The following is a 17378-nucleotide window of genomic DNA, read 5'->3' as shown; positions in this document are numbered from 1 at the left end:
CTGCAATACCGGCAGGCAGGCACCCGGGGTGCGGTAAGGCTTAGCCCAGGCGGGAGGCGATGAACTCCACGGTCGGGTTCTCCACCAGCTCGGTGAACTCGATGACGGCACCCTCGGCGGCCAGGTCATCGAGCAGGGCGAAGGAGCCCATCGAATCCAGGCCCAGCGAGAACAGCTCGGTGGTCGGGTCGTCGAACGCTGCCTGCAGGGAATCGGGCTCAACAATGTACTTCGCCAGGATGGGGCGCAGGGTCTCGGTTGCGGACATTTTTCTCCTCTTTGGGGTCGGTCGGGATCGGTCAAAATCCCTCAAAGAAACGGGGCGTAGCCGGCTTAGCCGAAAAGTGCCTAGCCGAAAATTTCGGCAAGCTTGGCGCGCAGCTCGCGGCGAGAAATCTTACCCACGTTCGTGGTGGGCAGCTCCTGCAGAACCTGCACGCGCTCGGGAATCTTGAAGTCGGCGAGCTTCTTCGAGGTGAAGAACTCGTGCATCGTGCGGCGCGGGTTTTCGCCCAGGTCGGCGCCTTCCTTCGGCACAATGACCAGGCCCACGCGCTCGCCCACGGTTTCGTCCGGGATACCCAGAACCACGGCGTCAAAAACGTCGGGGTGGGTCAGCGCCAGCTCTTCAATTTCGTCCACGGCAATCTTCTCGCCGTTGCGGTTAATCTGGTCCTTCGCGCGGCCGGTCACCTCAAGGTACTTGCCGGCAACCAGGCGCACAATGTCGCCGGTGCGGTAGAAGCCGTCCTCGGTGAAGCCGTAGCGGTTCGCGTTCTCCTCCAGGTAGTAGCCGCGAATCGTGTACGGGCCGCGGGTGAGCAGGTGACCGCTCTCGCCGCGCTTGACCGGCTGATCCTGATCATCGACAATCAGGATCTCGTCGTCGGGGCTAATCGGGTAGCCCTGAGTCCGCAGGCGCAGCTCAATCGGGTCGGTCGAACGGGTGTAGTTCACCAGGCCCTCAGCCATGCCGAACACCTGCTGAACCGTGCAACCGAGCACCGATTCAATCTTGCCCGCAACCGCCGGCGCGAGCTTCGAACCACCCACCTGCAGGGTCTGCAGGGACGGCAGGGACACGCCACGCTTCTCCGCGGAGGCAACCCACGCCTGAGCCAGCGGCGGCACCAGCGCGGAGGTGGTCACTCCCTCCATCTCGATGAGGTGGAACGCGGTCTGCGGGGACGGATCCGCCGCAAACACGAGCTTGCCGGAGGCGCACATGACGCCCAGAATACCGGGCGAGCTCATCGTGAAGTTGTGGGCGGCGGGCAGCACCACGAGCATGGTCGTGTTGTTGTTCAGCTTGCAGATGTCGACCGAGCCGCGCACCGAGTACAGGTAGGCGGCGTGGGTGCGGGGAATCAGCTTCGAAATGCCGGTGGTACCGCCGGAGAGCTGCAGGAACGCCACCTGCTCGCTCGCGCGGGTCTTCTCGGTGTTCTGGATGACGCCGGGCACGAACTCTTCGGCGAGCTCCTCTTCGGTCAGCGGGGTCAGCGGCTCCGCAACGTCAATAGCAACGGGCGGCTCCAGGGAGTTCTTGCGCAGCTCGGCGGCAACGTCCTCGTGCAGTGCAATGAAATCCGCGCCGGGGGTCAGCGAGGAGAACACGTGCGCCGCCGCATCGGTGCGGGTCGCGAAGTGCACGAGCTCGGTGGTGCGGTGCTGCGGCAGGCAGAACACCGGCAGCGCAGCCGCCCAGAAAATGCCGAGCAGGTACACCAGGTACTCGGCGGTGTTACCCAGCTGCAGCAGCACACGGTCACCCGGCTGCACGCCCGCCTTCACGAGGCGCGCCGCAGCGGCACGACCGGCCGCCTCCAGCTCACCGTAGGAGAGGCGAATCTGCTGGGGCTTGCCGTTCTCATCGAGCTGCGCGTGCGAAAGCGCCACCAGCGCCGGGAAGTGCGGCTTGGCGCGGCACGCATCCAGCAGGAACTCGGGAATGGTCTGGTCAATCCAGTAGCCTGCCTCGCGGTACTTGGCGGCAAAAGACTCGGGGATGAGAGGAGTCTCGGCAAGCGGGCTGCGTTCTACTACAGTCATTTCTCTCGTTTTCTGTGTTGTAGTCTCTACGGTGAGCATAGTGCGGGGGCGGGTCCTCGCTCGCAGCGTACACGAGCGAGCGGGGTCCCGCCCCGGTACAGTTCAGGGTTATGCGACTTGGCGGGCGATTTCGCGACGCAGGCAGTACGACACGTACTCGGGATGCTCCGCGGCGCACTCAGAGATGAGACGCTCCAAGCTCGGCACAATCGCACCGCGCCAGCAAGCGTAGTCGTGACCGCCGTTGAAGGTGCTGAAGCGCAGGTTGTCGAGGTGGTGCTCCTCGGCGTACTTGCGCAACTCGCGATGCGGGGGCACCAGAATCCATTCCTGCTCGCCCACCTCAATCTCAACCTTCAGGTGGCTCAGACGATCCAGCTCGCCGGCGGCTTCCAGCTCCTTCAGGCGGTCCATGACCTGCGGCTGCCACAGCGAGGAGGACTGGGCGATCGCGCCGCCGAAGGCCTCGGGACGGGTAAACACCGCCAGCAACGAGGACAGGCCGCCCAGGGACTGGCCGTTCACAATAATGTTGCCGGGGGCAGTCTGAATACCGTGCACCTTGCGCAGGTGCGGGAACGCCACATCGGCCAGGTAATCGCCAATCGGGTTGCCGCCGTTGAGTTCCTTCCAACGGTTCTCGCGGCCGCCCGAGTGCAGGAAGAACACGTGCATCGACGGAATACGGCCCGCCTCGTAGGCGCGGTTGAGGGTCTGCTCCATGCCCTGGCTGAACCACATCTCACCGTCGAATTGCACGAAGAGCGGGGAGTCGGGGCCGGGCTCGCCCACGCGGCCCAAAACGTAGCGGTGACCGTCGGGGGTCTGCATCCACTCGGGTTCGGGCAGCTCGTCAATCTCAGCCTGGGTCAGCAGGAACTCCTGAACGGGGGCGTCCTCAAGCTGCACCACGCCCATGCAACGGCCGATGCGGTTGCACACGGTTTCGGGGTTCAGCGGGTCGCCCTCGCCGGCATCCAGGGCGGCGCGCAGGCGCACCTGGTCGTCGTCGTCCAGCCAGACGGGACGCTCACCCGGCAGCGCGGGCAGGAAGTTGTAGGAGGCGCGCCAGGTGGTCTTCATCTGCATGCTCAGCTGCCACCATCCGGTACCCTCGATGCGGCTCATGAGGGAGCGGTCGAGGTTCTTCTCGTCGGTCAGGCGGTTGATGAACATCAGCACCTGCTCGGCCTGCTCGTGGTGGTACAGGAAGGTCGCGATACGTTCGGAGTCGTCCACGGTGCCGTCGGCGCGCACCACCGGCTCAATAATGGGGGTGCCCTCGGAGACAACCTCAACGATGCGGGCGTTCAGCTCTTCGGGGCTCACGGCCTCGGCAATCAGGGCGGTAATGAGGGGGCTATCCACGCGCGGCGCAGGTACGGGGCGCGGGGTCTTGGGAGGGGTCGGACGAACCTGCTGTGCGGCGGCCTTCTCGGCGGCCTGCGGGGTGGCGGTCAGCGTGGTGTCCGCCGGGGCGGTGTCAGTCTGCGTGGTGGTTGCGCTCTCCATGGTGCTTTCGGATTCGGGGTCGTGCGGTCCCTGTCCATGCCTCCTCATCGGTGATATTGCGCGTGAGCAACGTAGCGTGATGTAGTACTCCTTTAGCGGTGAGGAGGAACGTCAATATTGGTTAGCCTCCCCTACCTCACTCTATGGTATCCCTAACCCAAACCTGAGCGAAATAGCGAACAAAAATATGACGTCATCTGAAAGAGAAAAACGCCCCGAAAGAGCCGCGGGGGCAATCGCATAGGGCACAGAAACAAATAAGGCACCGAGACCGTGCATCAAACGCAACAATGTACGCCTCATGCGGCAGTCTCGGTGCCTTACTCAGGGGATTCCCATGAGAGATGGAACCTACCCAGTGCTCGGGTCCGTTCATGCGTCAAAGACGGGCGAGCACCGGGTAGGCGCCCTACGCGCGGGGGATCCTGGGTCCCTCAGATCCTCTCGCTAGCTGCAGAGCGCAATGCCCGGCTTTTCCTCCCGTATAGATACGGGTGGCGCCAACTCCCACGCGGCTTAGGGGCGAAAACTATTCGCTTTCGCGGGCCGCCGAAATAGCGTCGGCGGCGATATGGATGTCCTGGTGTTCCTTCGGAATCACCAAAGGAGTTCCAGTACACGGATCAGGAATAATGATCGATTGAAGATCAAAAACTTCCTGAATTAGTTCCGGTGTAATTATTGCACGAGGATCACCTTGAGCGATAATCCGTCCCTGCTTCATTAACACAACATGAGTAGCATACCTGAAAGCGAGGTTCAGGTCATGCAACACCACGGCAACAGTTCGACCCTCGGCGTGCAATTTCTTGGTCAGGTTCAGCACTTCAATCTGGTGGGTGATGTCCAGATAGGTCGTCGGCTCATCGAGCAGAATCAGCGGGGTCTGCTGCGCGAGGGTCATGGCGATCCACACGCGCTGACGCTGACCGCCCGAGAGCGCCTCAATCGGACGCTCCGCAAGCTCCAGGACGTTAGCCGCCTTCATCGCCTCCACGCAGGCCCGCTCGTCCTCCTCAGACCAGGAACGCAGTAGCGATTGGTGCGGGTAGCGTCCGCGCGCTACCACGTCCGCCACGGTCACGCCGCTGGGCGCTTCCGGGGTCTGCGGAAGCATCGCCAGAATCTTGGCGATGGCCCGGGACTTCATCTGCGGCAGCGGCGTGCCGTCCAGGCGCACCTCGCCTTCCTTCAGCGGATTCACGCGGGCCAGAGCCTTCAGGGTCGTCGATTTACCGCAGGCGTTCGGGCCCAGGATAACGGTCAGCTCACCCTCGGGAACCTGAAAGTCCACCCCGTTGAGCACCGTGTGCTCGCCGTAGGCCACCACCATCTGCTCGCCCTCAAGGCGGCTGGTCACGCTAGTCTTCGTGCTCACTAGCTCCTCGTCCTTTCACGATAAATCAGATAAATCAGGTAGAGACCGCCAATCGCGCCGGTCACCACACCCACCTGAATGATGCGGCCCGGAATGGCGAATCGACCGATGAGGTCGGAACCGAGCACCATGAGCGCACCCATGAGCGCCGAGGAGGTGAAACCCACCCCGCCGATGCGTCCCAGGCTCTTCGCGATGTGCGGCGCGGCCAGGGCCACGAAAGCGATGGGTCCGGTCGTCGCGGTCGCCAATGAGACCAAAAGCACACCGATGAAGAGGGCTGCGACGCGGTAGGAGTTCACGCTCACACCCAGGCCGGAGGCCACCTGATCACCAAAACGAATGGCTCCCAGCGGGCGAACCAGCATCAGCAGCAACGGAGTCACGACCAGCAGCAGGCCCAGCAGCGAGTACGTGCGCTCCCAGGTCATGTCGTTCAGCGAGCCGGCCAGCCACGAGGCCGCCGTCTGCGCCTGCGTCAGGGAGGCGCGCACGACCAGCAGCGCATTGAAGGCCGCCAGGGTCGAACCCACGCCGATACCCACCAGCACCAGGCGGAAACCGTGCAGACCCGTGTTGCGCGTCATCAGCCACACCAGAATCGAGGTCGCCAGGCCGCCAATCACCGCGCCCAGCGCCACCTCCACGGGCCCGGAGTTGAACACAATAATCTGCAGCAGGGCACCGGTCGCGGCGCCGTTCGTGAAACCGATAATATCCGGCGAGCCCAGGGCGTTACCCGAAATCACCTGGAAGATCGAACCAGAAAGGCCCAGCGCGGCACCCACCAGAAGGGCCGCCACGATGCGCGCCGCACGCTGCTGGGCAAAGGTTACCGCAATCGGCTTGCCCTCACCCAGCAACGCCGGGATGACCTTCTCGGAGGCGAGCTTGTAATCGCCCTGCAACATGCCCCAGAAGGCCAGCGAAGCGATAGCCGCCACCAGGATTACGTTCAGGATGACCACGCGCCAGGGAATCTGCGCGCTGAGCGGCCCGCGCACGGTCAGAACGGGACGGCCACCCAGATCGCGACCGCGGCGGGGATACCCCGCCCCGGCGACCGCCGAAACAGCAGCCGAGGAAACAGTCGACGCGGAGCGCGCCGAAACAGAACTATTCGACATCAGAGCGCCTCCACTTTGCGACGGGTCATCAGGAACAGGAAGACCGGGGCGCCCGCCAGGGTTGCCACGATGCCCGCCTGCGTCTCCTGCGGGGCCACCAACACGCGCGCCAGAATATCCGCGCCCAGCAGCCACACCGGTCCCAGCAGGGCCGAGCCGTAGTTCACCCAGCGCACATCGTTACCGAGCAGGGCGCGCACCACGAACGGCACGGCCAAACCCACAAAGCTGATGGGGCCCACCGCGGCCGTCGCGGCACCCGCCAGCACCGTCACCGACAGCAGGGTCAGGTTCTGCGTGGTACGCACGCTCACGCCCAGGCTCGTGGCCGCCTCCTCGCCCATGCCCAGGGCATTAATGGCCGGGGCCACCACAAAAGCGATCAGCACGCCCACCGCAATCACGGGGCCAACGGTCGAGACGATATCCATGCCGCGGCCCTCCAGAGAACCGGAAACCCACAGGCGGAACTCGTTGTACGCATCCTGATTGGCCAGCAGCAGGCCCTGCGCGAGCGCCGACAGCGCGGCAGAAATCGCCACACCCGCCAACGCCAGCTTCACAATCGACCCGTCACGGCCGCGGCCCAGGGTGTACACCAGTATCGCGGCCAGTGCGCCACCAATCGTCGCGGCAATCATGTACTGCCAAATGCCCATCACGCCAAACGCCACCACGGAGCCGATGACGGCCACCGAGGCGCCGGCGTTCACGCCCATCAGGCCGGGCTCGGCCAGCGGGTTGCGGGTCAGGGATTGCATAAGCGAACCCGCAATCGCCAGGGCCGCACCCACGATAATTCCCACCAGGGTACGCGGAACGCGCTGCTCCATGACAATGGTCCGGGCCTCCTCCGAGGCATTCCCGGTCAACACACCCACCACCTGATCCGGCGGCAAATTATTCGACCCGAACAGCAACGAGGCAACCACAGCGACCACCAGCAGGAGCGCCAGCAGGGCCAGCCAGGCCAGGCGGCGGCCCAGCTTTCGGCCCTGCACCACGGAATCCTTCACGTGGGCCGGGGACGTCGTCATCTCGTGCGGAGCGGGCCTGGGCGATGCACTCTTGACGGTCACATTGCTCCTATAGACATGCTCGATGAGGACAAAAACAGGGGACGCGGGCACGGTGCGTGCCGACGCGAGAAAACGCCGGAGCGGGCGGGGGCACTCCCCCACCCGCCTCCGACGTTCAGAGATATTAGCGCTTACGAATCACCAATACGGCTGCGGCGGCGACCAGGCTCAGGCCCAGGACGATCACGCCGACCCACGGGAATGCGGCGCCGTAGGTCACGGTCTGAACGGTCTTCTCGGCGTTATTCACGCTCGAAGCCGATGCGGATGCCGAGGCCGAAGGCACCGAGGCGCTACCGCGTGCGGGGGAGCTCGAGGAGGCCGAAGCGCTCGCGGTGGCCTTCACAGTTTCCTTTGCTTCAGCCGATGCGGAAGCAGACTCGGACGAACCGGCTTCCGCGTTCAGGCGGTCGTACTCCTCCTTGGAGATGACGTTGCCCTCGGCATCGGTGTACACGGTCTCGACCTCGCCGTTCGACTCATCGCCCTGCGAGTTCGAGGAGTCCTCGGAGCCAGTGCGGCGCGAGGAAGACTTCGAGGAGTTCGAGGAATCGGAGCCGCCCTCGGAGGTCACGGTGAACTCGGGGCTGCGGTTCGTGTAGGCCTCGGTGCCCAGGTACTTGCCGTCCTTATCGTGTTTCTCACCCGTAGCCAGGAATCGCAGGGTGTGCTTGCCGGTGCCAACGTCCGGCAGCACGAAGGAGCCGGAAACGTTACCGTTGCCATCGCTCATCTGCTGGTGCACCACGCAGGCACCCTGCGCGGCATCGGAGGGGCACAGATCGCCGTCGTCAACCTTCACCGACACCTGGGTGTTCGCGGGGAAACCGCTCAGGGTAAAGGAAATCACGCCGTGCTCGCTCACAGAGGAGGAGACGGTCGAGGAGGTACCGGGGGTGGAAGCCTTCGCGCCGCCCGGGGGCAGGGCAGAGGCGCTACCCATTCCCAGGCCCAGGGCCAGGGAGGCCGCGGCGCAGGCGGTCAGGGCTTTGCGGGTGAAGGGTGCCTTCGAGGAGGCAGCCGAAAAAGGTGCACGCATGGTGGTCCTTTCACATTCTCCGGGGCGGCCGGCGGTCCCGTTGCCGGGCGCCCCGTTGGTTCTGGTCCGGCTCCGCCGCGCTCATTCTCGAAAAAGGCGGCGGAGGCCGGGTGAGCCCTTTCGGGAGCGGTCCCGGGCTCTTTGGGGGGGTTACTTGTTCGTGCGTCGGCTGGTCAGCGCCAGGGCCAGAATCACCAGGCCGGCCGCGGAGAGCAGCAGATTATTCGCGTTGTTGACGAACCACTTGGTTGCGCCGGTCAGCTCGGTGCCCTCAACGGTCGGGCCCTGAGCGGTCAGGGCCGTGGGGCTGGCTGAGGCGCTGGCGGTCGAACGCGGCGAGGCGGAAGGCGAGCTGGTAGCTTTGGCGGTCGCCTTAGCCTCGGGCTTCGCGGTGGTGCTTTGCGGTGCTTCTTCCTTCGCCTTGGCCTGCACGCGGTTCACGACGGTCTCAGCGGGGGTGACCACCGTGGCGAGCGTCGGCTCTGCCTCGTAGGAGCCCAGGTCGTCATCGGATGCGTCCACGCGGGGTGCCGCGGCACGCTCGACGGTCATGTCGGCAAAGCCGAGCACGGCGTTCTCGGCGCCCTGGTTACCGTTGTGCACGACCACACGGTAGGTTGCCGATGGCATGGTCGCGCTGGTTTCGTAGCTGAAGCTGCGGTTATCGTCCAGGCGCTTCCAGCCGGAGGCGTACAGCGCCTGCGGGGAATCCCCCAGGTAGGTTGCGGCGTACACCCAGGTGCCCGGTTCCGCGCCCGGAACGGTCACGGTCACGGTGGAGCCATCGCGGCGCACCTGCACACCCTTGCCGTCGGTCAGCGCGGTCGCGTGAATCGCCTCGGGTGCTTCGGTGGGCTTGTACTCGGGGGCGGTGTCGCTGAGCATAATCTTCTGTCGAATAGACACGCTACGGTCGTAGTTGTTGTCGTTTTCGTCCGCTCCACCCAGGGAGCCGGAGAGAATCTGCACGGTGTGTTCGGTGTTTTCAACCGCCCAGCCTGCCTTAGCCAAATCCTCGGTGCTCAGGCCGGTATTCTCAGCGGTCGGCAGGGGCACCTCAACCTCGAAAGTGCCGTCTTCCTTGGCGATAGCCATAAAGTTGGCGGGTGAGTTACCGCCCTTGTTAGTCAGGGGGTTAATAGCCTCGTGAGCATTATCGGGAATGGCATCCAAGAACTTGACCGCAAAAACAGCGCCGCGGCCGGGGGCGTTACTGACAAACCCCTCGCCGCGCATTACGAGCTTACCCTCGCGCCACTTCTCGGTGGAGATGGTCACGGTCGCCTTCACGGGGTTCGCGGGCTTGGAGTCGGTGGACTTCGGTGACGCGGAGGTGGGGCTCGGCGCCGCAGACTGGGTGGGGTCCGCGGTCTTGCTGGGCTCGGCGCTGGGGGTGGCCGAGGGGCTGGCCGCCGGATCCGAGGCGATTCCAATCGGCAGTTTGGAATCCGCGAATGCGGTCGGTGCCGTCAGGGCCGCACCGGGAGCCACGAGCGCGCCGGCAAGCGCAACGACAGCGCCGTACCGTGCGGCGGCACGGGCGGGGCGGTGATTGGTCATGGTGGTTGTTCCTTGCGAAGGTGGTGAGTCGTGCAAGCTTCCCGCAGCGACCGGGGCCGCTACGGGAAGCCAGAGAGGGGTGAGGATTTAGAGGGGCAGGGCCTTCTTGACGTCCTCGATAATGCCGTTGAGCAGCAGGGGGCCGCCGGTGGAGGTCCACTTGGAGCCGTCCACGAGAATCACGTGGTCGTCCTTGACTGCCTTCAGGTTGGTGAAACCGGAGGTTTCCTTCGCCTTATTCAGTGCTTCTTCGGCGCCCTGCAGACCCGCGGTGCCCTGCGCGTTCGGGTTCTTCTGGCTTGCGCCGCCGAGGGTGCCCAGGAACATGTAGTCCGCGTCGATGGTTGCCAGGTTCTCAAGCGAGACGGGCTCGGAGTGGCCCTGGCCGTTGCGGTCCTGCGCCTCGGGGCGCTTGAGGCCCAGGTCGTTGAGCACCTGGCCGGCGGGCAGTTCCTTCAGAATCAGCGCGGGACCGTTACCCGCCCAGCGCACGATGGAGAAGGTCTTGTCGCCGTACTTGGGGGCCAGCTGTTCCTTCAGCGCCGCTGCGCTTGCCTCGTAGGCCTTGATGACCTCTTCGCCCTTGTCGACCATGTTCATCGCGTTCGCTACGTTGCGGAAGTTGATGCGCCAGTCGCCGCCGGCGTAGCCGCAGTAGACCACGGGGGCAATCTTCTTGAGGGTCTCGAAGGCTTCGGAGCGCTTGTCCACGCCGGTGGAGTCGACCAGAATCAGGTCGGGGTCGAGGTTGCCAATCTGTTCGTAGTTCACCTGGGCAACGGTGCCGATGATCTGAACGTCCTTGGCGCGGTCGGCAAGGTAGTTGGGCACACCGGACTGGCCGCGACCGGAAACGGAGCCAATCGGAGTCACACCCAGGGCCAGCAGGCCGTCGAGGGTCGGCTCGGAGAGCACGATGACCTTCTTGGGGTTGGCGGGGACCTCAACCTTTTCGTCGTCGACGTCCTGGATGGTGCGGGTGCCGCCGGAGTTCGAGTTACCCGATGCGGAGCCGCCGGAGGTGGTGGTCGTGGTGGTCTCGCTGCTGCAGGCCGCGAGGGCGAGGGCAGCGGAGGATGCGAGGGCCAGGCCGAAGAAGGCGCGGCGGTTAACGCCCGATGCGCCCTGGTTCTCGGGGTCGGTCAGCTCGGAACGGTTGAAAGACATAGTTCTCCCTAGATATCACTAAACTATACCTAACCTTACAGACATCTGAGTGCTACATCAAGATATTCAGAGTCTCGCATACATTCCCGACGCAATGACCCACTCTGCCGCGGATTTTCGGGGTTTTTACTTTTCATATATTTGTCATAATTTTGCTGACAGAGTGTCAAAATAATCGAGCGAGCGCGCAGACGCACCTCTCCCCCGCCCCTTTACAACGCGCAAACGCCCCGCCGCGGGGTTCGCGACGGGGCGCCTCCCCAAGACGGGGCGCACGTGGTTTCGGTGATGCCTTCTAGGTACGGGCGGGGTGCCGCCGTCGGCGGGGGCCGCTAGTGGCCGCAACCGCAACCAGAACCGGCGCGCTTAACCGAGGCAGCCGCGGCGCGCAGGGAGGCGATGGCCGCCTCCGGACCGCCCAGCGCCTCGTCCACGCCGTACACCGAGCTGCCGGCAACGAAGCAGGTCGCGCCGGCCTCTGCGGCACGCAGAATGGTCTCCTCGGTGATGCCGCCGTCCACCTGCACGGTCACCGGCAGGTTCGCGCCCTCAATCGCCTTGGCGGCGCGGGCAATCTTCGGCAGGGTCACCTCCAGGAACGCCTGGCCGCCGAAACCGGGCTCCACGGTCATGATCAGCAGCATGTCCAGCTCGCTGAGCATGTCCAGGTAGGGTTCCACGGCGGTCGCCGGGCGCAGCGCCATGCCGGCCTTCGCGCCCTCAGCACGCAGGGTGCGCGCCAGCTTGATGGGGGCAATCGCCGCCTCCGCGTGGAAGGTCACCGACTCGCAGCCCATGCTGGCGTACTGAGGTGCCCAGCGATCGGCGTCCTCAATCATCAGGTGCACGTCGAACGGCACCGGGGATACCTCGCGCAGACGCTTGACCACCGGCGGGCCCCAGGTGAGGTTGGGGACGAAGTGGTTGTCCATCACGTCAATATGCGCGGCGTCGGCGGTCGCGATGCGTTCGAGCTCGCGCTGCAGGTTCGCGAAATCCGCCGAGAGAATCGACGGGTTAATGGCAATGCCCATTGTGTTGTCCTTACGTTGCGCTCCCCCGCGCTCGGCCCGCGCTCCGGGGAATGGAGCATGGGCCGGGCGGGGCGAGTGACGGTCTAATTTTGCGCGGGTTCGGGTCTGCAATTCCGGGCCTGGAGGATTGAACCGCCCAGGTTTACGACCCGAAGCTTCCGGAGCCTAGTTCTTACGCAGCAGGGCGAGGAACATGGCGTCGGTCCCGTGCACGTGCGGCCACAGCTGAGCGGTGGTCGGGTTCTCCGAAGCCTCCACGACCGGCGCACCCTTCTTGACCTTAATCTCGGGGGTGTGGCCGGGGTCCTTCTCCCCCGCCAGCACGCTCACGGGCTCGCCGTCCGCGCCTTCGGTGTGCAGAGCGACCTCGCGCAGTGCGGCAGCCGAGTCGAGCAGGCTCACCGCGCCGCTTTCGAGCACCTCGGCAACAATGTTCTGGGTCTCCGCCGCGTGCGGGGAACAGGTCACGTAGGCGATCACTCCGCCGGGGCGGGTCACGCTGATGGCCGCATCCAGGAGCTGACGCTGCAGGGGCAGCAGCTCGGCAATATCGCGCGGGGACTTGCGCCAGCGCGCCTCGGGGCGGCGGCGCAGGGCACCCAGGCCGGAGCAGGGCACATCCACCATCACGCGGTCGAAGAGCTGGCCGGGCTCGACGGAGCCGGGTAGCTCGGATGCGTGCGCGCGCAGGGTCGAGGTGATTTCGCGTCCGTCGCCGGTGAGCACCGCGTAGCTGCCCTCGGGCAACGGTCGCAGGGAGCCTTCCACGAGCTGGGCGCGGTGAGCGGCCGCCTCGTTGGCAACCAGGGATGCGCCGCGCTGCACGCCGAGGGCGGCCAGCAGTGCCGCCTTACCGCCGGGGCCGGCGCACAGATCGAGCCAGGCGGTGTCGGGGCCGTCCAGGGGAGCTACGGCGAGCGCACGAGCCACCAGCTGGGAGCCGGCATCCTGGGCGCGGACGGTGCCTTCACGCACAGATTCCAGGCGAGCCAGGTCGCCGGATGCGTACAGCGCCGAACCCTCGACCAGCTCGCCGTCGACGGCGCCCTGTTCTCGCGCCTCGTCGAGGCTACCCAGGCCGGGCAACGCCACGAGGTTCACCACGGGGGCGAGGTTATCGGCCTCAAGTAGTTGCTCGATTTCGGTGGCGGGGCGACCGTGCGCGACCAGCGCCTGACGCATGGAACGCACAATCCAGGCGGGGTGCGAGGCGAGCAGTGCCATGCGCTCGGTGTCGTCCTTGGCCTCCTCGATGATGAGTTCGTACCATTCTTCGGGGGTGCGCTCGGAGACGCGGCGGAGCACCGCGTTGATGAAGCTTGCCGGGCCCGCACCGATCTTTTCGCGGGCCAGGGATACGCTCTGGTTCAGCGCCGCGTGGGCGGGCACGCGCATGTTCAGCAGCTGGTGCACGCCCATGCGCAGCACGATCAGAGTGGTGGTGCCGACCTTCTCGAGGGGGCGGTCCACGCAGTGGCGCAGGATCGCGTCGTATGTGCCCTGGTGGCGCAGCGTGCCGTAGGTCAGCTCGGTTGCGAAGCCCGCGTCGCGGTGGTCGAGGCGGTGGCTACGAATCGCCTTGGGCAGCACGAGGTTCGCGTAGGCATCGGATTCCGCGACGGAGCGCAACACCTCGAAGACGGTGGCGCGGGCGGTGTCTGCGGTGCGGCTTCGTGCCGAGGGAGCCGCCGCCGAGAACTCGCGGGCGGACATGGAGCGGCGGTTGCGTTCGTGGCCGCTCTTGTTGCGGCGGGATGCGCCACCGCCACCGCGCTTGGTGTCCTCGTGCGCGGCCTTGGCGCGGCGTTCGGCGCGCTCCACGCTGGTCAGGCCGTCGAAGCGGCGGTTAGCGCGGGATTCTGCGCGGTTCTCGCCGCGGTTTTCGAAGCGCTTCTTGTCGCCGCGGGAGTTGTTATCCCACTTCTGCTGGCGGTTCTGCTCGCCAGCACCCGAGCCATTACCCGAGCCGGAGCGGCGGCGGCGCTTACGCTTCGCACCGCCCTGACCCTGGTCGCCAGCCTGGTTGAAGCCGCCGCGGCCGAACTTGTCCGGGCCGAACTTGCCGTTGCCAGGCTTGCCATTGCCAGCGTGACCGGGCTTGCCGTGTCCTCCCTTGTAGGGGCGCTTTTCGTTGCTCATGCGAGTACCACCAGGCCTTCCGCCATGTCCTTGCCAGCGCCGCGAGCCCAGGCGGGCGCATCCATCATTTTCTTACCGGCGGGCTGAACCTGCAGCAGCATCAGCGGTTCGGTACCGGTGCCGACCAGCACCTTCTTCGCGTGCAGGCGCACCGCACCGGGTGCCAAGGGTCCGCCGTTCGCCTCGGTCAGGGACTGTACCAGGCGCTCGTCGGCAACCGCGAGGCCGCCGATCTTGAAGCGGTTACCGGCCAGTTCGCACCAGGCGCCGGGTTCGGGGGTTACGCCGCGATAGCGTGCCAGAATCTGCTCGGCGGGCTCGGTCCAGGTGAGGCGGCCGTCGGCAATGCTCATCTTGGAGGCGTAGCTGACCGACTCGTCCTCGACCTGCGCGGTGCCGTGCTCGCCAGCTTCGAGGCGTTCGAAGGTGCGTTCAAGCAGCGCGCCGCCGCTGGTGGCCAGGCGCATGAGCACGCTGCCGGCGGTGTCGTCGGCGGTCACGGGGGTGGATTCCTGTTCGAAGGTGGGGCCGGTGTCCAGGCCCTCCTCGAGCAGGAAGGTGGTGGAGAAGATCTCTTGCTCGCCGGCCATGAGGGCGCGCTGCACGGGGGCGGCGCCGCGCCAGGCGGGCAGCTTAGAGAAGTGCAGGTTCACCCAGCCGTAGCGCAGGGATTCGAGCGCGGACAGGGGCAGCAGCGCACCGTAGGCGACCACGGCGGCTGCGTCAGCGTTCAGTTCTGCGATGGCTGCGGCGGCCTCGTCGTTCCAGCGGTTTGCCTTCACGATGGGCAGGCCGAGCTCCCCGGCACGCTGGGCGACCGGGGAGGGGGTGAGCACGCGCTTGCGGCCCACGGGGGCGTCCTCGCGGGTGAGCACGCCGACCACGCGCACCTTATCGGAGTTCGCGAGGTAGTCGAGCGGGGGCACGGCGACGTCGGGGGTGCCTGCGTAAATGATGTTGAGCATGTGGACCTACTTTCCGAAGCTGCCGAACGAGGAACCTGCAGAACCGGCGCCAAACGCGCCGCCGAAGGCGCCACCCACGCGGGTCGCGCGTTCGGTCACGGTCTTCGCGGCGACAGTGTTGTAGTCGGCGGCGCGCAGGGCACGCATCACGCGTCGACGGTCCTCGCCGACCAGGCGGTCGATGAAGAGCTTGCCGTGCAGGTGGTCGGTCTCGTGCTGCAGCATGCGGGCGAACAGGCCTTCGCCCTCCAGCACTAGGGGTTCACCGTGGCGGTCCACGCCGGTCACGCGCGCCCAGTTCTTGCGCGGGGTTGCGGACTTCTGGCCGGGCACGGAGAGGCAGCCTTCGCCGCCTTCCTGGTCTTCTTCGCCGACCTCGAGCACGGGGTTGATGATGTAGCCCTCGCGGTCGTCGATGCCGCCGAAGGTGAAGATCTGCTTGGAGATGCCGATCTGCGGGCCGGCCAATCCCACGCCGCCCACGTCGTACATGGTTTCCAGCATGTCGTCGATGAGTCGCGCCAGGTCGTCGTCAAAGACGGTGATGGGTTCGCAGACGCTGCGCAGCACCGGGTCGCCCACGGTGCGGATGCTCAGGATGGTCATAGTTCTCCTCTGCCGGCGCCGGGCCGGTCTAATGTGCTAACGGATATTCGGTGGGGTGCCGCGGGGTGCGGCTCTCCCCCATTGTCCCCGAATCGGGGTGGGTAAATCTAGAGGGTGTCGGGCCGGGGTCTCCGGGTTGAGTCTCCGGGTTGAGTCCCCGGGAGGAGTCTCCGAGCCGGACCCCCGGGCCGGTCGTCGCCGCGGGAGCTGAGCGGAGCGGCCGGGGGTTCGTTCCGGTCGGCCCTGCCTCGCGATGCTACGCGGCGGAGCGTCGCTCGGTGGGCGGCGGCACCACGGGCATGAGCGCGGGGTCTTCGAATTCTTGGAGCTGGCGGTCGAATTCCCAGACGCGGCGCAGGGCGCAGAACTTGTACCAGTTGCGTTCGAGGATGGCGGGGTTCGCCTGCTGCGGCAGAACCTGCGTTTCGCCGAGGGCCACGCCCATGAGCACGGGCGCGTCCCCATACTTCCAGGGTTCCCAGGTGCCGGCGTCGGGGTCGACGAGGGATTCTTCGGCTTTGAGTCCAGCGACGAGCTGCATGACGACCTTCTCGTCGAGCGCCTTGACGCGGCCGCGCTTGTCGGTGCCCTTGGTTTTGTAGTCGATGATGCAGGTGCGGCCCGCAATTTCTGCAACGAGGTCGAGGGTGCCAGCGTAGCCGACGGTGTCGTTCCAGATGGTGATTTCGGCGGCGAGGGGGCGGGGGTTGAAGGCTTCCCACCACTCGTCGAAGCGGTCGGCGTAGGCTTGCTCGCCGTTAGCGATGAGCAGCTCGCGGCATCCGGCGACGTCGTGGTCACGTCCCATGGCGCGCAGGGCGACGTTTTCGGCGTAGTTGTGCACGCGGTCGCCTCGGGCGGCGGCTGCGTCGCGGTATCGTTCGGAGGCGTTGGCGGCGTCGCGGATAATGGCGAACTTGAGGCCGTGGGATCCGGAGGCGCGGTAGGCGCGCTGGTCTTCGAGTGCGGCCTTGGCGGCCATGTATCCGTGCCAGCCGCTCAGGTCGGTGGCGTGCTGGCCGATGACGGTGGTAATGGAGGGCACGAGCAGTTCTCCCCCGCGCTTGCGGGAGTACATTCGTCCGTAGTCGGTGGAGGTTGCGAGTTCGGGTGATGTCACGGGGGTACCTCGTTCGTGGTGGGGCCGTGTCGGGGTTGGCGTTCCCTCGGCGGGGCGACCGAGCGGTCGGCGGGGTCTTGCGGGGCCGCTGCGGAGGGTGGGCCGGGGTGGACACAATAAAACCCCCGTTCCTTGAAACGGGGGTTCTTTGGTGCGTGATACTGGGTTCGAACCAGTGACCTCTTCGGTGTGAACGAAGCGCGCTACCACTGCGCCAATCACGCTTACGGATAAGACTATACCGACGGTTTGAGGGGAGGTCAAATTGAGGAACCAACTTTTTTGAAAAACTTTGCCACCCTCTCCCGTCGGAACGGCACCGCAAAGCCAGACGCTTCTAACGGATAAAGACATAAACAAAAAAGTCTTGGCTCCGAAGAACCAAGGCTTTTTCCTAGCGGTGACCCCAACCGGTTTGTAACGGTGACGGAGGGGCATGATGCCGAGCGTGCGAGGAAATCCATCATGCCCCGGAGTGCCGCGACGTAAGGAGCGGCGCCGTGAGAGGCTCACGGCGGCACCATAGAATCTATAAAATCATCCGACAGATACAGATATAAACAAAAAAGCCTTGGCTCCGAAGAACCAAGGCTTTTTCCT

The 17378-nt window shown here is 65.5% G+C and carries 14 protein-coding genes and 1 tRNA gene; all 15 read right to left on the bottom strand.

Features of this window, described 5'->3' with window-relative positions:
• Positions 1–40: 40 nt before the first annotated feature.
• The 15 genes from HMPREF2874_RS05605 to HMPREF2874_RS05535 all read right to left on the bottom strand — a co-directional run bounded on the left by HMPREF2874_RS05605 (position 41) and on the right by HMPREF2874_RS05535 (position 17002).
• Positions 41–268, bottom strand: coding sequence for a phosphopantetheine-binding protein (locus HMPREF2874_RS05605; protein WP_070483918.1), 228 nt, complete (start codon positions 266–268; stop codon positions 41–43).
• 80 nt (positions 269–348) lie between these two features.
• Positions 349–2052 (bottom strand): (2,3-dihydroxybenzoyl)adenylate synthase, encoded by a 1704-nt coding sequence (locus HMPREF2874_RS05600; RefSeq protein WP_070649280.1) that lies wholly within the window; start codon positions 2050–2052, stop codon positions 349–351.
• Positions 2053–2160: 108 nt separating this feature from the next.
• Positions 2161–3564 (bottom strand): enterochelin esterase domain-containing protein, encoded by a 1404-nt coding sequence (locus HMPREF2874_RS05595; protein ID WP_083309852.1) that lies wholly within the window; start codon positions 3562–3564, stop codon positions 2161–2163.
• Between the two features lie 529 nt (positions 3565–4093).
• Positions 4094–4897: an ABC transporter ATP-binding protein gene (locus HMPREF2874_RS05590; RefSeq protein WP_049333362.1), complete on the bottom strand. Its 804-nt coding sequence runs from the start codon at positions 4895–4897 to the stop codon at positions 4094–4096.
• 44 nt (positions 4898–4941) lie between these two features.
• Entirely contained in the window at positions 4942–6069 is a 1128-nt protein-coding gene (locus tag HMPREF2874_RS05585) for a FecCD family ABC transporter permease (RefSeq protein WP_070649277.1), read from the bottom strand.
• A complete protein-coding gene (locus tag HMPREF2874_RS05580; protein WP_246823782.1) occupies positions 6069–7148 on the bottom strand; it encodes a FecCD family ABC transporter permease in 1080 nt (359 codons plus the stop codon). Before HMPREF2874_RS05580 ends, HMPREF2874_RS05585 begins: the two co-directional genes overlap by 1 nt.
• A gap of 124 nt (positions 7149–7272) precedes the next feature.
• A complete protein-coding gene (locus tag HMPREF2874_RS05575) occupies positions 7273–8187 on the bottom strand; it encodes a plasmid partitioning protein (protein ID WP_070649275.1) in 915 nt (304 codons plus the stop codon).
• Between the two features lie 150 nt (positions 8188–8337).
• Positions 8338–9747 carry a hypothetical protein gene (locus HMPREF2874_RS05570; RefSeq protein ID WP_070649273.1) on the bottom strand — a complete coding sequence of 470 codons (1410 nt, stop codon included), beginning with the start codon at positions 9745–9747 and terminating at the stop codon, positions 8338–8340.
• 87 nt (positions 9748–9834) lie between these two features.
• Positions 9835–10914 (bottom strand): ABC transporter substrate-binding protein, encoded by a 1080-nt coding sequence (locus HMPREF2874_RS05565; RefSeq protein ID WP_070649271.1) that lies wholly within the window; start codon positions 10912–10914, stop codon positions 9835–9837.
• A 332-nt stretch (positions 10915–11246) separates the two neighbouring features.
• Complete coding sequence (gene rpe / locus HMPREF2874_RS05560; protein WP_070649269.1) at positions 11247–11948, bottom strand: ribulose-phosphate 3-epimerase; 702 nt, start codon at positions 11946–11948, stop codon at positions 11247–11249.
• A gap of 165 nt (positions 11949–12113) precedes the next feature.
• Positions 12114–14087: an RsmB/NOP family class I SAM-dependent RNA methyltransferase gene (locus HMPREF2874_RS05555; RefSeq protein ID WP_070649267.1), complete on the bottom strand. Its 1974-nt coding sequence runs from the start codon at positions 14085–14087 to the stop codon at positions 12114–12116.
• Complete coding sequence (gene fmt, locus HMPREF2874_RS05550) at positions 14084–15052, bottom strand: methionyl-tRNA formyltransferase (protein ID WP_070649265.1); 969 nt, start codon at positions 15050–15052, stop codon at positions 14084–14086. Before fmt ends, HMPREF2874_RS05555 begins: the two co-directional genes overlap by 4 nt.
• A gap of 6 nt (positions 15053–15058) precedes the next feature.
• The gene (def, locus tag HMPREF2874_RS05545) at positions 15059–15658 is read right to left on the bottom strand and encodes a peptide deformylase (protein WP_049333197.1); all 600 of its coding nucleotides are present in this window, start codon (positions 15656–15658) and stop codon (positions 15059–15061) included.
• Positions 15659–15914: 256 nt separating this feature from the next.
• Entirely contained in the window at positions 15915–16778 is an 864-nt protein-coding gene (locus tag HMPREF2874_RS05540) for a cytochrome (protein ID WP_070649262.1), read from the bottom strand.
• Between the two features lie 149 nt (positions 16779–16927).
• Positions 16928–17002: transfer RNA gene (locus tag HMPREF2874_RS05535), tRNA-Val, on the bottom strand.
• Between the last annotated feature and the right edge of the window lie 376 nt (positions 17003–17378).

It is taken from the genome of Rothia sp. HMSC068F09, assembly GCF_001812775.1.
GTDB lineage: Bacteria > Actinomycetota > Actinomycetes > Actinomycetales > Micrococcaceae > Rothia > Rothia mucilaginosa_A.
The sequence above is the reverse complement of the archived record's forward strand: the minus strand, read 5'-3'. Positions and strand labels throughout refer to the sequence as shown.